The following is a 21,115-nucleotide window of genomic DNA, read 5'->3' as shown; positions in this document are numbered from 1 at the left end:
CGTGGTCGGTCGGTTAAGGGCTTTCGTTTCCGGGCAGACGGCCGTCGACCGCGTACGTAAGAACAGTGGCCGCCACAGCGACGAGGAGGGCAACGCCGACCTTGGCCCCGACCGAGACGGGCGTCGCCGCGAGTAGTTCGTACCCCTGCAGGAGGACGAGGAAGGCGAGACCGGCGACCACGCCCCACAGGAGGCTGGATTTCGTCTGTGCGTCCATCACTTCGTGGCGACGGCCTCGATCTCGACGGCGGCACCCTTCGGCAGGGCGTCGACGGCGACGGCCGACCGGGCGGGCGGGTCGGTCGCGAAGAACGTCTCGTAGGTGGCGTTCATCTCGTCGAAGTCCTCGATGTCGGCCAGATAGACGGTCACCTTCAGCACGTCGTCCACGCTCGTTCCCGCCTCGGTGAGGACAGCACGGAGGTTCGAGAGGGCCTGTTCGGTCTGCTCGGAGACCGACGCCTCGTCGCGCATCTCGCCGTCGGGCGTGAGCGCTATCTGGCCCGACGTGAACACGAGGTCGTCGGTGGTCGTCGCCTGACTGTACGCGCCGACGGCGGCGGGCGCGTCGTCGGTGTGGACGGTCCGTTTCATACTGGCAGAGGTCACGCCAGCCGTATAAAACGACCGTCAGACCAGCACTTCGACCTCGTAGCCGTTCTCCCGCAAGGCTGCCAGCAGTTGGTCGACGTGGTCGGGACCGCGGGTTTCGAGGTCCAGTTCCACCTCGGCGTCGTTCATCGCCACGTCGCGGTTGGTGCGGTCGTGTTCGATGCCGTAGATGTTTATCTGTTGGGCCGAGAGAATCTGGACGAGTTCCTCTAAGGCACCGGGCCGGTCCTTGAGGACGGTCCGAATCTTCAGGTACCGGCCCGTCTCGACGAGGCCGCGCATGATGACGTTCGTCAGCGTGTTGAGGTCGATATTCCCGCCACACAGCGCCGGGACGATGGTCTCGTCGTCGGCGTAGTCGAACGTCTCCTCGGTGACGGCGGCCAGCGCGACGGCGCCGGCCCCCTCCGCAAGTGTCTTCGAGCGCTCCAGCAGCGTCGTCAGCGCCACCGCGATCTCGGAGTCCGAAACCGTGACCACCTCGTCGACCCGTTCCGTGATGACCTCGAAGGTTCGTTCGCCGACGGTGCGGGTGGCGATGCCGTCGGCGATGGTCTCGACGCCGTCGCGTTCGATGCGGTGGCCCTTCTCCAGCGACTCGGCCACGCTCGACGCGCCTTCGGCCTGTACACCGACCACACGGATGTCCTCGTCTTTGCCCTTGAGTGCGGTGGCGATGCCGCTGATGAGGCCGCCGCCGCCGATGGGGACGACCACCGTCTCGACGCTCGGAAGGTCCTCGTAGATTTCGAGGCCGATAGTCCCCTGCCCGGCCATCACGTAGTCGTCGTCGAAGGCGTGGACGTAGGTGCGGCCCTCCTCGCGCTCGATTTCGTGGGTCTTCTCGGCGGCCTCGTCGTAGTCCTCGCCGTGGAGGACCACCTCGCCGCCGTAGCTTCTGGTCGCCTTCACCTTCGAGATGGGGGCGTGTTTCGGCATCACGATGGTCGAGTCGACGCCGATGCGGGTCGCAGCGAGGGCGACGCCCTGTGCGTGATTACCGGCGCTGGCCGTGACGACGCCGTTCTCGCGTTGCTCGGCCGAGAGCGTGGCGATGCGGTTCGTCGCGCCCCGAATCTTGAACGATCCGGTGCGCTGGAACAGTTCCAGTTTCAGGTGGATATCGGCCCCTGTCATCGCGGAGAACGTGTGCGAGTAGTCGAGTGGCGTGTGCCGGGCCGTCTCGGCGACCCGGTCCTGAGCGGCCAGTACGTCCTCGAACGAGAGCATAGCCCCGCCTACTCGCCGGTGCGTGTTATACTGTCGGGCCACAGCGCTCACGGCGACGGCGTCGGCGGAAAACGGGTGGGGAGCGTGTGACTGCGGTCGAATCGAGCGTGCGAGCACACTTAAACCCCGTCGTAGCGGAGCGAAAGTGTAACAGCACGACAGAGCCGCCGTCGATCGCCCGTCAGCCCGGCGTCAGACGGACGGCAGACCGATACCAGCCACACGGGCGAATCCAGCCGTCGTCGCGGCTGTCAGAACTGTTTTACACCGCCTCGGCAACTATGTGGTAGATGGATACCTGGCAGCGACGGACGCTGTTGTACGTCGTCGGACTGGCCGGGATAATGCTCGGCTACGCCGTCGCCTACGACTACGGGATGAGCGCCTTCGAGAACGACCCGCGAGACTTCCTCCACTCGCTGCAGGTCGTCGTCGAGACGTTCACCACGACCGGATTCGGTTCCGACGCGCCGTGGGAGAGTACCGGGATGCGCCTGCTGGTCATCGTGATGGACATCACCGGCGTCGTCCTCATCTTCCTCGCCCTGCCGGTCCTCCTCTTCCCGCTGTTCGAGGAGGCGATGGAGACGGAAGCCCCGAGCCACGTCGAGCGTGACCTCTCGGACCATATCGTCATCTGTCACTTCACCCCACGCGGGGAGACGCTGGTGACCGAACTGGAGACGTGGGACGTCGACTACGTCATCGTCGAACCGGACCGGGACCGGGCCGACGACCTCTACGACGAGGGGTACCACGTCATCAACGCCGACCCCCAGTCCGTCGAGGGACTGAAACAGGCCCGCCTCGAAAGTGCGCGAGCGCTGGTCGCCGACGCCTCCGACCAGGTCAACACCAGTATCGTCCTCACCGCCCGCGAGGTGGACGAGGCGGTCCGGACCGTCAGCGTCGTCGAGGAACCAAACCGAGCGAAGTACCACGACTTAGCGGGCGCCGACGCGGTCATCTCGCCGCGCCAGCTGCTCGGCGAGAGTCTCGCCAGCAAGGTGACGACTGGCGTCTCGACGACGCTGGGTGACGACTTCGAAATCGGCGTCGACTTCGACATCGCCGAACTCCCAATCCACCGCGGGAGCGACCTCGTCGGGACGACGCTGGCCGAGAGCGGCATCCGCGAGGAGACGGGCGTCAACGTCATCGGCGCGTGGTTCCGCGGCCAGTTCGTCAGTCCGCCCGACCCCGACGCCGAACTCGACGGCAGTACGGTCCTCCTCGTCTCCGGGACGGCCGCCCAGTTAGAGCGGCTGAAGTCGAAGACCCTCTCCAGCGTCCGGGGGTTCCGGCGCGGCCAGACGGTGGTCGTCGGCTACGGCGAGGTGGGCCAGACTATCGCCGAAGAACTCGCCGTCGCGGGGGTCCCCTACACGGTCCTCGACCGGACCGAGAAGGCCGGCGTCGACGTGGTCGGGGACGCCACCGAACCCGACGACCTGCGGGCCGCCGGCGTCGGGGATGCCCGCACCGTCATCCTCGCGCTCTCGGAGGACACCGACACCGAGTTCGCCACGCTGGTCATCCGCGACCTGAACCCCGAGGTGGAGATCATCGCCCGCGCCGAGGAGACCGAGAACGTCAAGAAGATGTACCGGGCCGGCGCCGACTACGTCCTCTCGCTGGCGACGGTCAGCGGCCGGATGCTCGCCTCGACGATTCTGGAGGACGAGAACGTCATCTCGATGGACCAGCAGGTCGAAATCGTCCGGACAGACGCCGGCCAACTCGCCGGCGATACGCTGGGCGAGGCCGACGTGCGCTCGCGAACCGGCTGTACGATTCTCGCCATCGAACGCAACGGGGCCGTCCTCACGGACCTCGGCCCGGACGTCGAAGTCGAGTACGGCGACAAACTCGTCATCGCTGGCACCGACGACGGCGTCAATCGATTTACCGAGTTGCTCGGGTGACGCCACACGCGGCGCGTCGATACGGATTCGGCCCCGAGGGCGTGAAGCTGAAAACCGACGACCTACCGCTCGTCCAGCGGCATGAACGCCGTCTCGTCGGGTGCACTCGCGTCGCTCGGACACCGCTCCTCGAAAAACGTGGGCGAAAAAGGCACGAATCGCTCTGCGATTCGCGTGGGCTGTGCTACCGCTCGTCCAGCGGCACGAACGTCGTCTCGTCGGGGTCTGGACCGGTGTACCGGGCACGCGGCCGAATCAGGCGGTTGTCCTCGATGTATTCGATGACGTGGGCGACCCAGCCACCGACGCGGGACATCGCGAAGATGGGAGTGTAGATGTCGATGGGGATACCCATCTGGTAGTACGTCGACGCGGAGTAGAAGTCGACGTTGGGGGCGAGGCCCTTCTCCTCGGCCATGTACTCCTCGATAGTGGTGGACATCTCGTACCAGTTCAGGGAGCCTGCGGCCTCGCCGAGTTCCTTCGAGCGCTCGCCGAGAATCTTCGCACGGGGGTCCTTGACGTTGTAGACGCGGTGGCCGAACCCGGAGACGCGGCGGCCCTCCGAAAGCGCGTCCTTGACCCAGTCGAGCGGGTCCTGGTCGGCGTCGTCGACCTCCTTGAGCATCTCCATGACGTCCTGATTGGCGCCGCCGTGGAGCGGGCCGGCGAGCGTCCCGATAGCCGAGGTCACCGAACTGTAGACGTCAGACAGTGTCGAGGCGGTGACCATCGCGGCGAACGTCGAGGCGTTCAGGCCGTGGTCGGCGTGCAACACCAGCGCCTGATCGAAGACGTCGGCGAGGACGTCGTCCGGTTCCTCGCCGTTGAGCATGTACAGGAAGTTCTCGGCGTGGTCTAAGTCTTCACGCGGTTCGACGGGGTCCTCGCCGTCGCGGATGCGCGTGAACGCGGCGATGATGGTCGGAATCTTCGCGGTGATGCGCCGACCCATCGCGAGGTTGACCGTCTCGTCCGTCGGGTCGGCCTCGGCCGGAGCGGGGTCGTACGCCGAGAGCATCGACACCGCGGTCCGGAGCGCGGCCATGGGCTCCTCGTCGGCCTCTGCGAGTTCGCGGACGGTCGCCATGACGCCGTCGTCGACCTCCCGTTCGGCTGCCATCTCGGATTCGAACTCGGCGAGTTCCCCGGCGTCGGGGAGGTGGCCGTGCCAGAGCAGATACAGTACCTCCTCGTAGCTGGCTCCGTTCGCCAGGTCCTCTATCGTGTACCCCCGGTAGACGAGCTTACCCACGTCACCGTCGATGACACTGAGGTCAGACTCGGCGACGAGGACTCCCTCCAGCCCTTTCTTGAGGTCGTCGGACATACGACAATGGTTCCCGACCTGCCGGGAAAAGCATTTTCTTTCCGGGCGTCTGTGTCACACGGTCGGCGGGAGTGAAACTGGACGTTCCACCACTGCTGTAGATATTTGCGTGAATAGCTGGCAGATATTCCCCACCAAGCACTCGTTCTGTGGCACCGCGTGCCGACTTGTCGCTCGTGACCGGCTGTCACGGGACGGCGAACGCTTTTGAGACGTGCTGTCAAAGCAGCGTACATGGAGCTGACGGGAACCGTCGAGTACGAACCGGTGAGCGTGAAGGCGGTGCTGGCAGAGATGAAAGACACCGCGGAGCTGCTCATCGACCTCTCGTACTCGGCGGTGCTGTTGCGAAGCGACGACGTGGCCGCCGAGGTGTTGGAGTTAGAGGCGAAGATGGACGTCCTTCAGATGCGAGCGCGGATGAGCCTGCTAATGGCCTGCCGGTCGACCGACGACGCCGAGACGCTGGCCCCGGTACTCGGGATGGTCGGCGCCGCCGAGAAGATCAGCGACGCTGCCGGCGACATCGCGAAGATCGTCCTCGAAGACATCGGCCTGCCGGATACGCTGCGGGCGGCCCTGCCGGAAGCCGTCGAGACGCTCGTCAGGGCGACTCTCACCGCCGACTCGCCGCTGGCCGGCCAGACGCTCGGCGAGTTGAACCTAGAGACCGAGACGGGCGTCCGTGCGCTGGCGATTCGCCGACAGGGCAACTGGCTTCTCAACCCCGACCGGGAGACGCGACTCGAAGCCGACGACGTGGTCCTCTTCCGGGGCCCCGAGGCCGGCGTCAGCGAGGTGTACGCCGACGCCACCGGAGCGGCCTACGAACCGCCGGCACCGCCCGAGGGCGAGGACAAGGACCTCGAACGCGCCATCGACTCGATAATCCTGATGAAGGACATGGGCGAACTCGCGGTCGATCTGGCCTACGGCGCGGTGCTGTTCGACAGCAAAGCCGTCGCCGAGGAGGTCGTCGAACTCGAAGCGGAGGTCGACGCCCTCCAGTCCCGGTTCGAGGCGTGGACCTTGCGGGCGGCCGCGGACGTGGCGGACCCCGTCTCTCTGCGGGGCCTAGTTCATCTGGCCCGGTCGACGGAGGTCATCTCCGACGCCGCCCTCGAGATCAGCGAGGGCGTCCTGCGCGGCCTCTCGACGCACCCGGTCGTCGCCGAGGCCGTACAGGAGTCCGACGAGATAATCGTCCGCACCACCGTCGACGCGGCGAGCGACCTCGCCGGCCAGACCATCGGCGAAGCGGCGATCAAAACCGCGACCGGGATGCGCATCATCGCCGTCCGGCGGGCCGCAAGCGAGAGCGAACGGACCGGCCGCGAAGGCGCCGATTGGGTCGTCTCGCCCGGCCCCGAGACGCCGTTGCAGGCGGGCGACGTGCTCATCGCGAAGGGGACTCGAACCGGTGCCGAGCGGTTCACCGCGCTGGCCGAGGCTACCGGCGAGCCAACCTGACCGCCGAGACGATGGTGAAGACGGTCGTCAGTAAGCCGCCGAGCGAGACGACCAGTACGAACGCCAGCGCGACGTACAGTACCGAGGGACGCGCGGTACCGGGCAGGACGAACACGGCGACGATGGCGGCGGTCACGAGCACCGCCAGACCGAAGCCGAGTTTGGCGTTCCGCGGGACGTTCAGCGCCGCTATCATCGCGGCGGGGCCGCTCTGTTGCTCGGACTCTGACACGGACGCGCATACGGTCTGCCCGCAAAAATCCCCGTCGGTCCGCGCTCGCCGCCCGGGAAACACCCACCGGACGCCGGGGACCGTCCGCCGTCGGGCCTCCAGCACGGGAAATCCGAACCAGTAAAGGCGGACAAGCCGAACGTGCCGGTAATGGTAACTCTCGGCACAGCGAGTGCCGCTCCCGGTGAGATGGATACGGGGCGGTTGGAGGTCGGCGAAACCCGCGACGGTAGCCCGGTTGGACTCCCGGTGGCCGTCGTCAACGGCGCCGCCGACGGGAAGACGCTCTACATGCAGGCGGCGAGCGACGGCGACGAACTGAACGGCGTCGGGGTCATCCAGCGGGTCCTCCCGCAACTGGACCCCGCGGAACTCTCGGGGACGATTCTGGTGTGTGGCATCGTCAACTACCACGCCTTCCAGGTCGCCGAACACCGCAACCCCGTCGACGACACGAAGATGAACCGGGCCTATCCCGGCGACGCGAACGGAACCTCTAGCGAGCGTATCGCCGCCGCGACGTACGACGCGGCGGTCGGCGCCGACCTCGTCTTGGACCTCCATCAGGGCTCTACCTCGCGGATGATAGACGAAGTCCGGGTGCGCTGTGGCACCCGCCACCGTCTCCACAGCGAGTGTCTCGAACTCGCGAAGGTCTTTGGCTGTGGCTACATCCTCGACCAGAAGGGGCCCGACGGCCAACTGGCCCGAGCGGCCCCCGACGAGGGCGTCCCGACCGTCGACCCCGAACTCGGCGGCTGTGTCGGCTGGGACGAGACCTCCATCGAGAAGGGCGTCGACGGCGTGTTCAACGTCCTCACCTACTACGGCTTCCTCGATGGCCGGTACAGCCCCCGCGCCCAGACCCGCGCCACCGGGTTCGAGCAGTACGGCTCGCCCGCCGGTGGCCTCGTCGACTTCCACGTCGACCTCGGCGACCGCGTCTCCCGCGGCGAGACGCTGTTCGAAATCACCGACGTGTTCGGCCAGTCCAAAGCCGAGATTACCGCCGACTCGAACGGCGTCTTCTGGCGCTCGCGCCGCCTCCCGCAGGTCGCCACCGGCGAGTACGTCTGCTCGGTCGGGACGAATCTGGATACCTACTAGACTCCCGTTGTTTCCTGCAGGGGGGTCACGTCGCGAACCCCCACTTGCAAAAACGTGGGGAAAACGACCGGAATCGACGCGCCGCGCCGGTTCCGGGGAAACGCGGCGCAGTGCGCCGCGTATGCGCACCCGCTCGTGCCTGCCCTCCCCCGTCGTCGCTCGGGCGTGGCAGCGCCACGCCACTCGCTCCCGGCCATAGAGCCGAATCAGTGGGCCCGAAGCACGCCCACCACCGTCAGGTCACTGACGCTCGGACGTTTCGTCGGGACTCCCATACGGGTCCGAGGGCGTGACGTAGTCGCCGTCGCGCTCACTGGCCGGAACGCCTAGCGCCACACGCGCAGAGAAACCGGGATGTCGGCGTCGACTGAGATCCACTGCGTCTCGACGTCGGACGGGTCGACGTCGGCGGCATAGCAGATGTACCGCTCGGTCCCGTCGGAGCGACTCCGCACGACGGCGGGGAGGACCCCCTCGTCTGGGGCGGGCGAGGGGGTCCCGCCAGTCGGGGACCAGTGGTCCGTTCCCATGCCGAGAGGCGTCGCTGAGGGACGGTATTGTTACAAGTTGGTTATACGATGGAAGGGACTACCGAACGCTGTCGAGTTCGACGAGGGCGTCGGCGGGAGCCGCCAGCCAGCGGGTCGCCACCTCGTGGCCGGGCCTGTCTTTCGGGTAGAGAAGCACGCGCTGTCCGCCGTCGGCCGCAGGTTCCAGTTCGGCCACCAGTGTCGTCTCGGCGAAATCGTCCTGTGGTAGCGGTAGTCCGTCCTTCTCGGCCAGCCGCCGCTCGATACTCATACCCGTCACTAATGGGGGTGTAATCCTTGTTATAACACGCATAACCCGAGTTTCGACTGTCACGACCGGCGATATGCCGAGCCAACCGCCGCCCAAACGGTCGCGCACGCCCTCGCGCTGGGTCGCCCGCCGACGCTCACCGCTCCGGGTGTATCGGCCCGTCGAACCCGCCGCGAACCAGCGGCTTCGCGATGTGGCGACGCGCCACCGGCGGCACCTCGTACCACCCCGGTTCGAGGACTCGGTCGACCGCCCGTTCGACCTTGCCGTCCGCGCTGGTGTCACAGTCCCGACAGCGGTACCCCTGATTCCGACCGGCCGAGGACATCGACCCCCCGCAGTCGGGACACGTCGGCGTCACGCGTTCGGTGGTCACCAACTCGCGGGCGGCGAACTTCTCCAGTTTCAGCGTCCCGTCGGACACCTCGCCACAGACCGTCACGCGGTCGCCCTCCCGGAGGGCGCGCACGCGGTCACGGAAACGCTTCGTCGGTTCGAAGGCCGCACACTGGAGGCGTGCGTCGCCGTCGGCGAGCGTCAGGAAGACGTGGCCACCCCGTCGCGTCTCGGGCGGGGCTACCACCGTCCCGGTGACGCGGAAGGCGCTGTCTTCCCTGACCTCGCCGAGGGGAGCGTCCTGTAGGTGGACGTCGGTGCCCTGATTCGTGAGGAACGTCGCGCTGTCGGCGACGGGTTCGCCGTCGATGGCGTCGGCGACGGCCCGGCAGGCGTCGGCGTCGTCACCGCGGATGCCATAGAGGATGGGACACGGCGTTCGGGGGACACACACCGGATAGCCAGACTCGTGGTCGACGGTGTCCCACACCGTCGGGTAGTGCGCGTCGGCGGCGGCCCGCACGCTCTCTGCGTCTACGTCTCGCTCGGTGCCCCAGCGCGACTGCTCGCGGTAGGCGATGTGTTCGTACGTCCAGTCGGAGAGGGCGGCCCACGCCCCGACGGCCGCCAGCGCACCGACGAGGCCCCGGCCGTTGCCGCGTTCGACGCGGGCAAACCCCGCGAAGTCGGCGAGCGTCGTCGCCGTCACGCGGTCCTGTATCTCCCGGATGGCGTCGAGTGTGAACTCGGCCACCTGCGGCGGGACGGCGTCGGGGTCGCAGTCGGCGACGATTGCACCCGGATTCGTCTTCGGGTCGTCGGTCCGTGCGAGGGAGAGCGTCTCGCGGACGAGCGCGGTCGCTCGGTCGGCGTCGAGGTCGGTGTGGACCGCCAGTGCGGCGTTGCCGCGGGTCTTGTGCTCGACGGCGGGGTTCAAGCGGACCAACAGCACACGGTCGACGGTGCCACCAGCGTCGCGTACGGCGTCGGCTAACTGGGCCGCTGCGTAGGTCGTACACATCCCCGTCTCGCGCGAGTCCGTATCGTCTATCCCGACGACAGTCACGAACGAATCTACCCGGGTGTCCGGGAAACCTGTTTCGCAGTGTCGTGTCGGCCGAGAGACACTGCGCTGGCGGCACAACTCATATATTCGGTGACTGGCTTACCATCAATAGAGGTACCGAGTACTATGTCACGGTCGGCACTGGTCGGCAACGTCACCGCCATGCTCGAGGACGCCGGGTTCCTCGTGAGCGACCGGTGTGCGATTCGACCCAAGAGTTTCGACGTCGCGGCCCGCCGCGGCGAGGACGTGTTGCTCGTGAAGATACTCGGCAACATCGACGCCTTCGACGCCCGCACCGGCGGCGAGATGCGCCGTCTGGGCACCTACCTGAACGCGACGCCCATCGTCGTCGGCCTCCGAACCCGGGACGAGGAACTGAAACCGGGCGTCGTCTACTTCCGCCACGGCGTCCCCGTCCTCTCGCCCGATACGGCGCTCGACCTGTTCGTGGAGGAAGTCCCGCCGCTCATCTACGCCGCGCCGGGCGGCCTGTACGTCAACATCGACTCCGAAGTACTGGCGGACGCCCGCGAGGAGAGAGAGTGGTCGCTGGGCCGTCTGGCGAAGGAACTGGGCGTCTCCCGCCGCACCGTCTCGAAGTACGAGGACGGGATGGACGCCTCCGTCGACGTCGCCGCCGAACTGGAGGACCTCTTCGACGCGCCGCTGACCTCGCCGGTCAGCGTCCTCGAGGGCACCGAAGACATCCGCGACGACGAACCCACGCCGGAGGACCCGGACGTGGCGCCGGAGGACGAACCTATCGCCACCGTCTTCACCCGCATCGGGTTCGAGGTCCACCCCACCGACCGCGCGCCGTTCAAGACGGTCAACGAGAACGCTCGCCGGCGCGAGCAGGTGCTGACGGGCCACTCGGCCTTCACCGAGGCCGCCGAGAAACGGGCCCGCATCATGTCCTCCGTCGGCGAGGTCACTCGCACGCGCTCCGTGTACGTCGTCGACGAACTCACCCGCGAGTCCGTCGACGGGACGGCGCTCATCGAGGAAGAAGAGATGGAAGAGATAGAGGACGCCGACGACCTGCGGGACCTCATCATGGAACGCGGCGAGGACCCCGAGGAAGTGGCATAGACCGTCTGGACGGAGGCCGCGTTCGACGAGAACCGGATCGCGGGAGCACGGCCTCCAGCCTTCGACAGCAGTCGCTCGCCGACTGAGTCGGGTGAAAACGCGTCCGGACTTACGCCGCGCCGCCGCCGTACGTCTCTTCTAAGTACTCCACGATGTCGTCGGACTCGGGCATCCCCTCGATGCCGTGGTCGTTGTCGACGAGGACCGGGACGCCTGTCTGGCCGGAGACGTCCTTCACTTCCGTGCGCTCGCTGTGGGACCGCGGAACCATGTGAGACTCGTAGTCGAGTCCGAGTTCGTCGAGTTTCGTAACGACCTTCGCACAGTAGGGACAGCCTTCTAGTTCGTAGAGTTCGAGGTTTGCCATCTCGGAGGTGCATAGATGTTCGACCGGAAAAAGGGCGTCGGTGATGTGTGTCGGTCGAACAGCGCCGTCAGACCGCGCTTGAGAGGACGCCGCCGGTTCGGACGACGAAGTAGAGGACGAACGCGGCGGCCAGTATCCACTGGCCGACGAGGACGTCGTCGAACTCGCCCTGCGCGGTCTTGACGATAGGGTAAGAGATGATTCCGGCGGCGATACCGTAAGCGATGGAGTAGGTAAAGGGCATCACCATGATGGTCAGGCCGGCCGGCACGGCGTGGGCGAAGTCGTCCCACTGGATGTCGACGACGTTGCGCAGCATGAGGACGGCGACGACGACGAGCGCGATGTGAGAGGCGTACAGCGGAATCGCGCTCGCCAGCGGCACGATGGCGAGCGACGCGAGGAACAGGACAGCGACGACGAGAGCCGTGAGTCCCGTCCGGCCACCCTCCTCGATGCCGGTCGCTGACTCGATGAACGTCGTCACCGTCGACGTGCCGAGCATCCCGCCGACGGTCGTCCCGACGGCGTCGGCCATCAGCGGCTTGTCGATGTCGGGGAAGTCGCCGTTCTCGTCGAGGAAACCGCCGGCCTGCCCGACGCCGACGAGCGTCCCGGCGGTGTCGAAGAAGTCCACGAAGAAGAACGTGAACACGATGAGCGCGAAGGTGAACGCCTCGACGTTGCCGAACCCGGAGAGGAACGCGCCGGCCAGCGGCGTGATGTCGTACTGTGCGGAGGCGAGTCGGGAGGCGTCGAAGCCGCCGTTCCGGACGGCGTCGGTCGCAAGCACGCCGGGTTCGACGAGGCCGGCGAACGTCGCGATTGCGCCGGCGAGCGTCGTCAGGAGGATGCCGGCGATGATCGAGCCACGGAGGCCCGCCGCGTACAGGACGAACGTGAGGAACAGACCGACCACCGAAAGGATAGCCACGGGGTCACTGGCGATGTTGCCGGTGCCGACGAGCGTCGCCGGGTCGTCGACGACGATGCCCATCGCCTGCAGGCCGATGATAGCGAGAAAGAGGCCGATACCCGCGCCGACGGCGAACTTCACGGGTTCGGGGAACAGTTTGATGATGTACTCGCGAGCGCCGATAGCCGTGAGGACGGTGAAGATGATGCCCTCGACGACGATGGCCGCGAGCGCCGTCGGCCACGGCACGCCGAGGACGCCGACGACGGTGATGGAAAAGAAGGCGTTCAGGCCGAGGCCGGGCGCGAGGCCGAACGGTCGGTTGGCGTAGAAGGCCATCACCAGCATCGCGACGGCAGAGGAGAGGATCGTCACGACGGCGAGCATCTGGAATATCTCGCCGGGGCCGTAGCCGGAGATGGCGATGCCACCCGGCGTGTTGTCGTCGGGGAAGGACGTGAGAATCGCCGGGTTCAGGACGACGATGTAGCTCATCGTCAGGAACGTCGTTATCCCGGCCAGAATCTCGGTCCGTACGTCGGTGCCGTGTTCTTCGAGACCAAACAACTCTTCGAGTGTTCCCGCCATTTATCCCACTCTCTGTACAGACCGGCTTAAGCGTGGCGAGAGTGGCTAATAATGGTCGGCTGGACGACGAGTCGACGGACGCCGGGCGTGTCCTGTCGTTTGCTCGCGGTTAGACGTCGACGTCCTCGGGCGCGTCGGCCAGCAGGTCCGATGCCGTGACCAGCGACTCCAGTTCGAGGCCGTGTTCGGCGAGGTTCTCGCGGGCGCCCTCCTCGCGGTCGACGACGACGAGGACACGATTGACCACCGCACCCGCGTCTCGCAACGCCTCCGCGGCGTCGATGGCGCTCTGGCCCGTCGTCGCGATGTCCTCGACGACGACGACCTCCTCCCCGTCTTCGAGGTTCCCCTCGACGAGGTTGCCGGTGCCGTACTCCTTCTGTTGTTTGCGGGCGATGACGTAGGGCAGGCCCGTCTCGACGCTGGTGACCGCCACCAGCGGCACGCCGCCGAGCGCGACGCCGGCGAGTTTCGTGTCCGCGACGCGCTCTGCGAACGCCTCGGCGATGAGTTCCAGACACCGAGGGTTCGTCTCGAAGACGTACTTGTCGACGTAGTAGTTCGAGGTCCCGCCGTGGGAGAGTTCGAACTCCCCGTACTTGACCGCGTCAGCGTCACGGAGCGCCGCGATGAGTTCGTCGTTGGCCATACTCTCTGGTTCGGGGCCGGTGGCTAATGGCTGTTGGAATCGCTCTCGCCACGGCTGTGGCTCTCGGTGCGAACGAAGACGAGGGTCAGAACAGTCAGAAAGCCCCGTGGAACACCCGACCGGGCACTTTCTGGCTGTCGGAAGCGGGCCGATTGCCGACGACAAACGAACCATCGCCACGAGCTAGCGGCGACATTCATAAGCCGGTCGGCGACGCAGTCCCGCGTGAATGCACGTGTTCGGGTCGAGCGGTGTCAGGGGCGTCGCGGGCGAAGAGTTGACGCCGCGGTACGTCCTGCGGGTCGCACAGGCGGCCGGGAGCGTCTGGACCGAGGAGTACGACCGCATCGCCGTCGCGCGGGACACGCGGACGACCGGTCGGACGTACGTCAACGCCGCCACCGGCGGCCTCACCGGCATCGGGTTCGACGTCGACCGACTCGGCATCGTCCCGACGCCGGGGTTACAGGCCTACTGCGAACGCGAGGCGATTCCCGGCGTGATGATTACGGCCAGTCACAACCCGCCGGCGTACAACGGCGTGAAACTCGTCGGTTCCGACGGCGTCGAGTTGACGCGAGAGACGCTGGACCGCGTCGAGTCGGCGCTGTCCGGCAACATCGAACAGGCCGCGTGGGACCGCGTGGGCGAGGACCGCCCCATCGAGAACGCGCGGCGGTCCTACCGCGAGGCGGTTGTGTCGGCGGTCGACCGCGAGCGCATCGCCGACGCCGACCTCACCGTCGTCGTCGACCCCGGCCACGGCGCGGGGTCGCTGATCAGTCCCGACCTGTTCCGGGAACTGGGCTGTACGGTCCACACCGTCAACGCCCAACCGGACGGCCACTTCCCCGGACGGAACCCCGAACCGGTCGCAGCGAACCTCGGGGACCTGCGGGCCTACGTCGAGGCGACGGACGCGGACCTCGGCATCGCCCACGACGGGGACGCCGACCGGGCGATGTTCGTCGACGGGACCGGCGAACACATCGAGGGCGACGCCGCGCTGGCGGCACTGGCGGCAGCGGAACTCGACCCCGGCGATGGCGTCGTCTCGGCGGTCAACGCCTCCCAGCGACTCGTCGACGTGGTGAACGCCGCCGACGCCACCCTCTCGTTGACACCGATCGGGTCGACGCACATCGTCAGCCGCATCCGCGAACTGGAATCGACGGGCACGCGCGTCAGCATCGCCGGCGAGGGCAACGGCGGCATCCTCTTCCCCGAGTACCGCATCGCCCGCGACGGGGCCTACACCGCGGCGCGCTTTTGTGAACTCGTCGCGGAGACGCCCGCCAACGAACTGATCGCCCCCTACGACGAGTACTACAACGTCCGCCGGAACCTCACCGTCGACGACGAGGGCCAGCGCGAGGCGATGCTCGACGGCATCGAGGCCCGCGCCGACGCCTCGGGCGCCGACCTCGATACCACCGACGGCTGGCGACTCGACTACGGCGACGGCTGGGTGTTGGCTCGCCCGTCGGGGACGGAACCGGTCGTCCGCGTCTACGCCGAGGCCCGCTCGCCCGAACGGGCCGAAGAACTCGCCGCGCAGATGGTCGACGCCGCCACGAACCAGACGGCGACGAACGACGCCTGAGCCACGTTACAGCGGGCCGTACTCGTCTAGTGCCGACTCGATAGCGTCCCGCTCCGCTCGGAGCGAGTCGAGTTCCCGGTCGACAGCGCCGTCTTCGAGTCGCTCGCGCTCCTCTGTGGACAGTTCCTCGCGAGCGAGCGCGCTCTCTCGAAGGGTCGCGTAGTCCTCGCGGTCGGCGAGCGCTCGCACGTCACGCAGGCACGCGATCACCGAGTCGTCGGCGAAGCCAGCGAGTACGGAGCGGTACTCGCGGACGAGCCACGGCAAGTGGTCGCCGGGCGGCGGCGGCCACCCGACCGTCAGCGGTTCGGCGTCGAGATTCCGGAGGTAGGTCCGGCGCGTGGCGACGGTCTGCCGGAGGGCCGCCGTATCGTCGACGTAGTGGTCCAGTTTCGACGCCGAGTAGTCGGCGTACTCCAGCAGTTTCGGAATCGGTTCGGTGCCCGCCTCGTGGTCGCGGACGTAAGCCAGCAACTCCTCGGGCGGGGACTGAAAGTCGACCAGCGGGAACGCCTCCGCTCGCTCGACCGCGGACAGCACCTCGCGAGCGGGTGCTTCGTCCCGGAACTCGCTGAAGGCCTCGCGGGCCGACGCGTCGTAGGCGTCGATCGGCGCTCGGAGGTCGTCGACCGGGGCGTCTAAATCCGCGTCGCCGAGACGCTGGAGGCGGTCCAGCTCGTCGATTCGCGCGTCGATCTCGCCCAGTCGCTTCCGGGCGGCCCGCCGGGCGTCGGCGTAGTCCTCGCGGGCCTGTGCCCACTCGTCGAGACGGCCGACGAGGTCGGCGACCGGGTCGAGCCTCGACCGGGCCGACTCGAAGTCGCTCTCGGTGAGCCGTCGTTTCTGCAGGGACTCGTCGATGGCCTCGAACGTCTCGCGTTCGGGCAGGTCCCCGTCCAATCCGTCGGTCAGCGTCGCGACGGCACCCTGAAACTCCGTGAACGCCTTGAAGTCGCCGCTGCCCGTCGCCGTTTCCTCGTAGCGGTCAAGCAAGTCCCGAAGTTCCCGGTAGGCAGTCTGGCAGGCGCGAAGACGCTCCTCGCCGACGTCCTCGACTCGCTCGCGGGCCCGGTCGCGCTCCTCGGCGGCGGTTCGCAGGGCCACAGCAGCATCGGTCATCAGTACACGTCGTCGGGGTCGAACACCTGTTCACCGACTTCCTCGCCGTCGACGGTGCGGTAGAAACAGGACTCGTAGCCGGTGTGACAGGCCCCGCCCGATTGCTCGACCAGATAGAGGAGGGCGTCGCCGTCGCAGTCGACGCGCACCTCCTCGATTGCCTGCGTGTGGCCGCTGGTGGCGCCCTTCTTCCAAAGTTCGTCGCGGCTCCGGGAGTAGTAGTGGGCGTAGCCCGTCTCGCGGGTCCGTTCGAGCGCTTCCTCGGTGACGTAGGCGAGCATCAGCACCTCGCCGGAGTCAGCGTCCTGTGCGACCGCCGGGATGTACTCCTGCTCGTCGAACGCGAGGGCGACGTCGGTCATACCCGAGAGGTCGCCTGTCCCGAAGATAGGTCTTTTGTCGTGGCTGGGAGCGGGGATGTTCGCCAGCCAGAGCCGTTCGGTCCCAGTGTCGTGCGCGGTCCGGGTCGTGTCCCGGGCGAACTCACGCCACGCCGACGAGTCCGAGCAGGGCGTACAGCACGTCGCCGTACACCAGCGAGACGACCAGACCGGCGAACATCGGGACGAGGAACGGGATGCCCGGCGATATCCACACCTCGTCCTCGCTGACGAGCACCTCCAGCCCCTCGCGTAACTGCTCGGGCGAGGTGCCGTAGGCCGATCCTTCGATGTCGTCTAGGAAGCGCTCGGCCCCCCACGGGTCGGCGGTAGCGGCGGTCCCGAACTCGGTGGCGGCGTCGGGCGAGACGCCGCCGTCGGAACGGGATTCCGACGAGGTTCGCCTCGCGTCGCTCGGCTCCCCGCCGTCGGAACGGGATTCCGACGAGGTTCGCCTCGCGTCGCTCGGCTCCCCGCCGTCGGTGACGATAGCCCCGTCGCCGGGGTCGTTGGGAACCCGCGGGAGCGAGTCGGGGTCCCGGTGCCGGTCCGGGTCGGCCCGCACCTCGGCGAGCGTGGCCCCGCGCCACTGAAGGTACATCCGGAGGGCGTCGATATCGAGACCGCTCCGGGTGAACCCGTCGGTGGTCTCAAGCAGGCGGCCGTACTCCTCGGGGACGGCGTCGACGGCGACGGGTTTGCCGATGAACATCGCCAGCGAGAAGCGTCCACGTGCGAGGTTGCTCACGGCGACGCCGAGCGGGTAGACCACCCCCGCGAGGACGGTGTTCGAGAGGATGGTCAGCGAGAACACGCCCAGCGCCGACGGCTCCAGCGGGAGCGCCGCCGTCGGGAGGTAGTAGACGGGGTAGACGGGAAAGAGGACGGCGACGAGCATGAACGCCTTCGCGTCGGCGCCGCCGAACCCGCCGACGAGCCAGAACCCGTAGGCGAGCGGTGCGACGAAGCCCAGACTGATCGCCACCCGGAGCAGGAACGCCCGGCCGGCCGTCGGCCCGGTGAGGACCGTATAGCTGTCCCACAGGAGCAAGACGACCGCGAGCGCCGCCAGCGGCACCCACGCCCGGTTCGGGACCCGGCGGGTCTTCACGTCGCGGTACGCCGCCCACCCGAACACGGGGACCGCGAGCAGTCGCAACAGGTCCGGTATCGACCCCAGCACGCCTTGTGGTCTCACGGCGACGGCCCTAATGGTTCCGGGTCGGGGAAACGCGCTACGGTACAGCAGCGGCTCCTCGGGAAGAAAGCGGAAAGAACCGCAGAACAGCGTTATATGACGCGGTTCTGCAGGTAGTCGAGGTGCTTGGCGTTGTAGACGATCTTGACCTCGTCGGCGTCGGGGCTGCCGATGCAGGTCAGACGAACGTTCTTGTCTTCGACTTCCTCGTCGCTGAGGATCTGCTGCATGTCCATGTCGATGTCGCCTTCGATGACGATGGCAGCGCAGTTCGCACAGGCGCCAGCGCGACACGAGAAGGGCCAGTCGTAGCCCTGAGCCTCGGCAGCTTCGAGGATGTATTCGCCTTCGTTGACTTCGAGGGAACCGTAGTCCTCGTCGTCGAGGTCCATGTCGGCAGCCTCGCCGAAGACGTCGTCGTCGTACATGTCCCAGCCGTTGTCGTCCACTACTTCGTAATTAAGGTACTCTACCGTGGGCATCACCTGCGTAGTTCGGAGGCCGACTTGTTAGACTTTGCCCTTCAGGACGATCGCATGAACGATTGTGAGGGACGGCGAGGGGGTCAGACGATAGGTGAGAAACGAAACACGAGGTACGCCGCGACGGTGGCAATCGACGGGACGACGTTCTGGAGGAAGATGACCCGTGCGGTCGTCCCGGGTTCGAACAGGTCCGACGCCGTCGGGACGTCCTCTCGGGATTCCTCGCCGATGGGTGCGGGGTCGTCGGCCGGCGGGTCCTCCGTCTGGTCGCCGACGGTCGGTGCGGAGTCCGAAGTCAACGACCCGACGGAGGCCGCCGGCACCTCGCCTTTCATCGTCTCCGAGAGCGTCGTCGTCCGGGTCGCACGGCCCCACCCGAGGCCGACGATGCTCATGGTCGCGATGATGACGAAACTCGCGGGGATGCCAAGCGCCGAGAGGAACGTGACGATGGTCGATGCGACGGTGGCGACGACGATGGCCGCGACGAGGGGCAGTTCGGTGAGGTCGTTGCCGACGGTGTCCATCGTCCGGCGGGCGATGGTGAACGCGCCGAGGCCGATAGCGCCGCCGCCGAGCAGGATGGCCGGGTAGAGGTCGAGCGACCCGTTGCCGACGAGCGGTGCGACGGCGTTGGCGACGTTCGACGCCCCCGCCGAGAACCCCATGTAACACCCGATGCCGATGACGACGACGGTCCCGACGAACTCCCGTGGCGTCGTGTTCTCACCGAGTTCCGGGCGCGGGAGACTCCCCGAACGGTCTATCGTGAGCAATGACCCCTCGCTCTGGGAGACGGCGAACCACTCGACGAGCGTCGGGTAGAAGTACCGGCCGATGACGCCGCTGACCCAGAAGGCGATAATCGGCGAGACGAGCCACCACGAGACGATTTCCAGCATCAGTCCCTCGTTGAGTGTCTGTCTCGCCAGTCCGAGGCCGGCGATGGCCCCGACGGCTGTCATCGACGTCGAGGCGGGTACGCCCGCGACGTTCGAGAGGAAGAGCGCCGTCCCGATGAAAAAGAGGACGACGATGCTGACGAGCGGCGAGAACTGAGTCGCCACGAGGTCACTCCCGAGACTCTTGACCACCGCGGGGCCGACGAGCAGGCCCCCCGCGAGCGCGAAGACGGTCATCAGCGCCGCCGCAGAGAGTTTGGTGATGGTGTTCGACCCGACCGCCGGGCCGAAGGCGACGCCCGTCGAGGAACCTCCGATGTTGAAACCGACGAAAACGGCGACCACGAGTCCGAGCGCGAAGAGAACCTCGACCATACGGGATGCAAGCCCGGCGGCCGGTAAAGCCTACCGTCTCGCTACCGCGTACCGTTCGCGTGCGATACCCTTCCCGTCGGTCAGGCTCTCGCTACAACACGTACTGGAAGACGAGGTAGGACGCCAGCGCGGAGATAGACGGCGTCAGTATCCACAGCATCACGACCCGACCGGTGGCCGAGGGGTCGAACAGGTCGGCGGCGGTCGTCACCGACTCGGGGTCCTCTTCGCCGATTTTGGCGACCGGTCTCGCTTCACCGGACCCCGATGACGTGGGGTTCTCTTCGGCGTCGACGTTGAGCGCACTGACCGAGACGCCCGTGCCCCCGCTCCCGCCGGCAGCGGCACCAGTGACTGCGGCCCCCGCCGCCTCGGCCAGCCGCGTCGTCCGCGTCGCCCGACCCCACCCGAGGCCGACGACGCACATCGTCGCCGAGACGGCGAGGCTCGCCGGAATACCGGCCAGCGACAGCAGGCTGATGATGGTCGCACTCACCGTCTCGACGATGAGCGCCGCGAGAATCGGCAGTTCGGTGAGGTCGTTGCCGACGGTGTCAAGCGTCCGGCGGGCGATGGTGAACGCGCCGACACCGATGGCCGCGCCGGCGAGTGCGACGCCCGGATACAGTTCGAGTTCCCCGCTCCCGACCAGCGGTGCGACGGCGTTGGCGACGTTCGACGCCCCCGCCGAGAAGGCCATGTAACAGCCGATAGCGACCACGAGGAACTGTCCCACTCGCTCCCGTCGGGTGGTTCCCGGTCCGTCGGTCTCGAAGACGATGCGGGCCGCCAGATGCGGGTAGAGGTAGCGACCGATGACCGCCGACAGCCAGAAGGCGACGATCGGGGCGACCAGCCACCACGAGACGATGCGGCCCATTACGTTCCAGTCGATGGTTCCACTGGCTACGCCGAGACCGGCAATGGCGCCGACCGCCGTCATCGACGTCGAGGCGGGCACGCCAAACAGGTTCGAGACGAGCAAGGCGAGGCCGACGAAAAACAGGACCGTGACGCTCGCAAGCAGCGTGAACTCGCTGCTCGGGACGATGCGGCCTCCCATCGTCTCGATGACCTCAGTACCGACGGTGGCGCCGCCGAGCAGTGCGAAAACCGTCATCAGGCCGGCCGCCATGGTCTTCGATATCGTGTCGCTCCCGACGGCGGGGCCGAAGGCGACGCCCGTCGAGGAACCCCCGATGTTGAAGCCGACGAAGACGGCAACAGCTAGTCCGAGCACAAAGAGAACCTCGACCATACAAGACGCCAGACCGGGCGGCGGTTAAAGACTACCGACCACAGTCGCGACCGCACGGCCGGTCCGTGCAG

General features: G+C 67.2%; 22 protein-coding genes. 5 read left to right on the top strand and 17 right to left on the bottom strand.

Features of this window, described 5'->3' with window-relative positions; translation table 11 throughout:
- Positions 1 to 13: 13 nt before the first annotated feature.
- The 3 genes from G9465_RS03530 to ilvA are packed head-to-tail and all read right to left on the bottom strand — an operon-like array spanning position 14 to position 1,842.
- Positions 14 to 217 (bottom strand): hypothetical protein, encoded by a 204-nt coding sequence (locus G9465_RS03530; protein WP_166967575.1) that lies wholly within the window; start codon positions 215 to 217, stop codon positions 14 to 16.
- Entirely contained in the window at positions 217 to 594 is a 378-nt protein-coding gene (locus G9465_RS03525; protein WP_166967573.1) for a Rid family detoxifying hydrolase, read from the bottom strand. The genes G9465_RS03530 and G9465_RS03525 overlap by 1 nt, the downstream gene beginning before the upstream one ends.
- Positions 595 to 630: 36 nt before the next feature.
- A complete protein-coding gene (ilvA, locus tag G9465_RS03520) occupies positions 631 to 1,842 on the bottom strand; it encodes a threonine ammonia-lyase (RefSeq protein WP_166967572.1) in 1,212 nt (403 codons plus the stop codon).
- Between the two features lie 290 nt (positions 1,843 to 2,132).
- On the opposite strand from ilvA, the gene G9465_RS03515 reads away from it, so the two are divergent.
- A complete protein-coding gene (locus G9465_RS03515; protein WP_166967570.1) occupies positions 2,133 to 3,767 on the top strand; it encodes a TrkA family potassium uptake protein in 1,635 nt (544 codons plus the stop codon).
- Positions 3,768 to 3,951: 184 nt separating this feature from the next.
- Here the strand turns inward: G9465_RS03515 and citZ are convergent, their stop codons facing one another.
- On the bottom strand, positions 3,952 to 5,097 hold the full coding sequence (gene citZ, locus G9465_RS03510) for a citrate synthase (RefSeq protein WP_166967569.1): 1,146 nt from the start codon (positions 5,095 to 5,097) through the stop codon (positions 3,952 to 3,954).
- A 234-nt stretch (positions 5,098 to 5,331) separates the two neighbouring features.
- Between citZ and G9465_RS03505 the strand changes: the two genes are divergently transcribed.
- On the top strand, positions 5,332 to 6,567 hold the full coding sequence (locus G9465_RS03505; protein ID WP_166967567.1) for a potassium channel family protein: 1,236 nt from the start codon (positions 5,332 to 5,334) through the stop codon (positions 6,565 to 6,567).
- Here G9465_RS03505 and G9465_RS03500 read toward each other — a convergent pair.
- Positions 6,548 to 6,763: a hypothetical protein gene (locus G9465_RS03500; protein ID WP_166972886.1), complete on the bottom strand. Its 216-nt coding sequence runs from the start codon at positions 6,761 to 6,763 to the stop codon at positions 6,548 to 6,550. The genes G9465_RS03505 and G9465_RS03500 overlap by 20 nt on opposite strands.
- A 186-nt stretch (positions 6,764 to 6,949) precedes the next feature.
- Here G9465_RS03500 and G9465_RS03495 point away from each other — a divergent pair, with 186 nt between their 5' ends.
- Positions 6,950 to 7,906: a succinylglutamate desuccinylase/aspartoacylase family protein gene (locus tag G9465_RS03495; RefSeq protein ID WP_166967565.1), complete on the top strand. Its 957-nt coding sequence runs from the start codon at positions 6,950 to 6,952 to the stop codon at positions 7,904 to 7,906.
- Positions 7,907 to 8,232: 326 nt separating this feature from the next.
- Here G9465_RS03495 and G9465_RS03490 read toward each other — a convergent pair whose 3' ends face one another.
- The 3 genes from G9465_RS03490 to G9465_RS03480 form a co-directional block, all read right to left on the bottom strand.
- Positions 8,233 to 8,436 carry a hypothetical protein gene (locus G9465_RS03490; RefSeq protein ID WP_166967563.1) on the bottom strand — a complete coding sequence of 68 codons (204 nt, stop codon included), beginning with the start codon at positions 8,434 to 8,436 and terminating at the stop codon, positions 8,233 to 8,235.
- Between the two features lie 58 nt (positions 8,437 to 8,494).
- Positions 8,495 to 8,707 carry a hypothetical protein gene (locus tag G9465_RS03485; RefSeq protein WP_166967561.1) on the bottom strand — a complete coding sequence of 71 codons (213 nt, stop codon included), beginning with the start codon at positions 8,705 to 8,707 and terminating at the stop codon, positions 8,495 to 8,497.
- Positions 8,708 to 8,843: 136 nt separating this feature from the next.
- Positions 8,844 to 10,109, bottom strand: coding sequence for a tRNA(Ile)(2)-agmatinylcytidine synthase (locus G9465_RS03480; protein WP_166967559.1), 1,266 nt, complete (start codon positions 10,107 to 10,109; stop codon positions 8,844 to 8,846).
- Positions 10,110 to 10,235: 126 nt separating this feature from the next.
- Here G9465_RS03480 and G9465_RS03475 point away from each other — a divergent pair, with 126 nt between their 5' ends.
- Positions 10,236 to 11,204, top strand: coding sequence for a transcriptional regulator (locus G9465_RS03475; RefSeq protein WP_166967557.1), 969 nt, complete (start codon positions 10,236 to 10,238; stop codon positions 11,202 to 11,204).
- Between the two features lie 109 nt (positions 11,205 to 11,313).
- Here the strand turns inward: G9465_RS03475 and G9465_RS03470 are convergent, their stop codons facing one another.
- The 3 genes from G9465_RS03470 to pyrE form a co-directional block, all read right to left on the bottom strand.
- Positions 11,314 to 11,571: a glutathione S-transferase N-terminal domain-containing protein gene (locus G9465_RS03470; protein ID WP_166967555.1), complete on the bottom strand. Its 258-nt coding sequence runs from the start codon at positions 11,569 to 11,571 to the stop codon at positions 11,314 to 11,316.
- 67 nt (positions 11,572 to 11,638) lie between these two features.
- Complete coding sequence (locus G9465_RS03465) at positions 11,639 to 13,075, bottom strand: NCS2 family permease (RefSeq protein WP_166967553.1); 1,437 nt, start codon at positions 13,073 to 13,075, stop codon at positions 11,639 to 11,641.
- Positions 13,076 to 13,184: 109 nt separating this feature from the next.
- On the bottom strand, positions 13,185 to 13,724 hold the full coding sequence (pyrE, locus tag G9465_RS03460; protein ID WP_166967551.1) for an orotate phosphoribosyltransferase: 540 nt from the start codon (positions 13,722 to 13,724) through the stop codon (positions 13,185 to 13,187).
- Positions 13,725 to 13,953: 229 nt separating this feature from the next.
- Between pyrE and glmM the strand changes: the two genes are divergently transcribed.
- A complete protein-coding gene (gene glmM, locus G9465_RS03455; RefSeq protein WP_166967548.1) occupies positions 13,954 to 15,327 on the top strand; it encodes a phosphoglucosamine mutase in 1,374 nt (457 codons plus the stop codon).
- Positions 15,328 to 15,333: 6 nt separating this feature from the next.
- Here the strand turns inward: glmM and G9465_RS03450 are convergent, their stop codons facing one another.
- The 6 genes from G9465_RS03450 to G9465_RS03425 all read right to left on the bottom strand — a co-directional run bounded on the left by G9465_RS03450 (position 15,334) and on the right by G9465_RS03425 (position 21,044).
- Positions 15,334 to 16,446, bottom strand: coding sequence for a hypothetical protein (locus G9465_RS03450; protein WP_166967546.1), 1,113 nt, complete (start codon positions 16,444 to 16,446; stop codon positions 15,334 to 15,336).
- Complete coding sequence (hisI, locus tag G9465_RS03445) at positions 16,446 to 16,808, bottom strand: phosphoribosyl-AMP cyclohydrolase (RefSeq protein WP_166967544.1); 363 nt, start codon at positions 16,806 to 16,808, stop codon at positions 16,446 to 16,448. Before hisI ends, G9465_RS03450 begins: the two co-directional genes overlap by 1 nt.
- 121 nt (positions 16,809 to 16,929) lie before the next feature.
- Positions 16,930 to 18,009 (bottom strand): A24 family peptidase, encoded by a 1,080-nt coding sequence (locus tag G9465_RS03440; RefSeq protein ID WP_166972884.1) that lies wholly within the window; start codon positions 18,007 to 18,009, stop codon positions 16,930 to 16,932.
- A 107-nt stretch (positions 18,010 to 18,116) separates the two neighbouring features.
- Positions 18,117 to 18,506, bottom strand: a complete 390-nt coding sequence (gene fer1, locus G9465_RS03435) for a ferredoxin Fer1 (RefSeq protein ID WP_166967542.1) — start codon at positions 18,504 to 18,506, stop codon at positions 18,117 to 18,119.
- An 83-nt stretch (positions 18,507 to 18,589) separates the two neighbouring features.
- Positions 18,590 to 19,786: an inorganic phosphate transporter gene (locus G9465_RS03430; protein WP_166967541.1), complete on the bottom strand. Its 1,197-nt coding sequence runs from the start codon at positions 19,784 to 19,786 to the stop codon at positions 18,590 to 18,592.
- A gap of 91 nt (positions 19,787 to 19,877) precedes the next feature.
- A complete protein-coding gene (locus G9465_RS03425) occupies positions 19,878 to 21,044 on the bottom strand; it encodes an inorganic phosphate transporter (RefSeq protein ID WP_166967540.1) in 1,167 nt (388 codons plus the stop codon).
- Positions 21,045 to 21,115: the final 71 nt, after the last annotated feature.

The sequence above is a fragment of the Haloarcula sp. JP-L23 genome (assembly GCF_011602445.1).
Lineage (GTDB): Archaea > Halobacteriota > Halobacteria > Halobacteriales > Haloarculaceae > Haloarcula > Haloarcula pellucida.
Note: the sequence above shows the minus strand (reverse complement) of the source record. Positions and strands in the feature narration are given on the sequence as shown.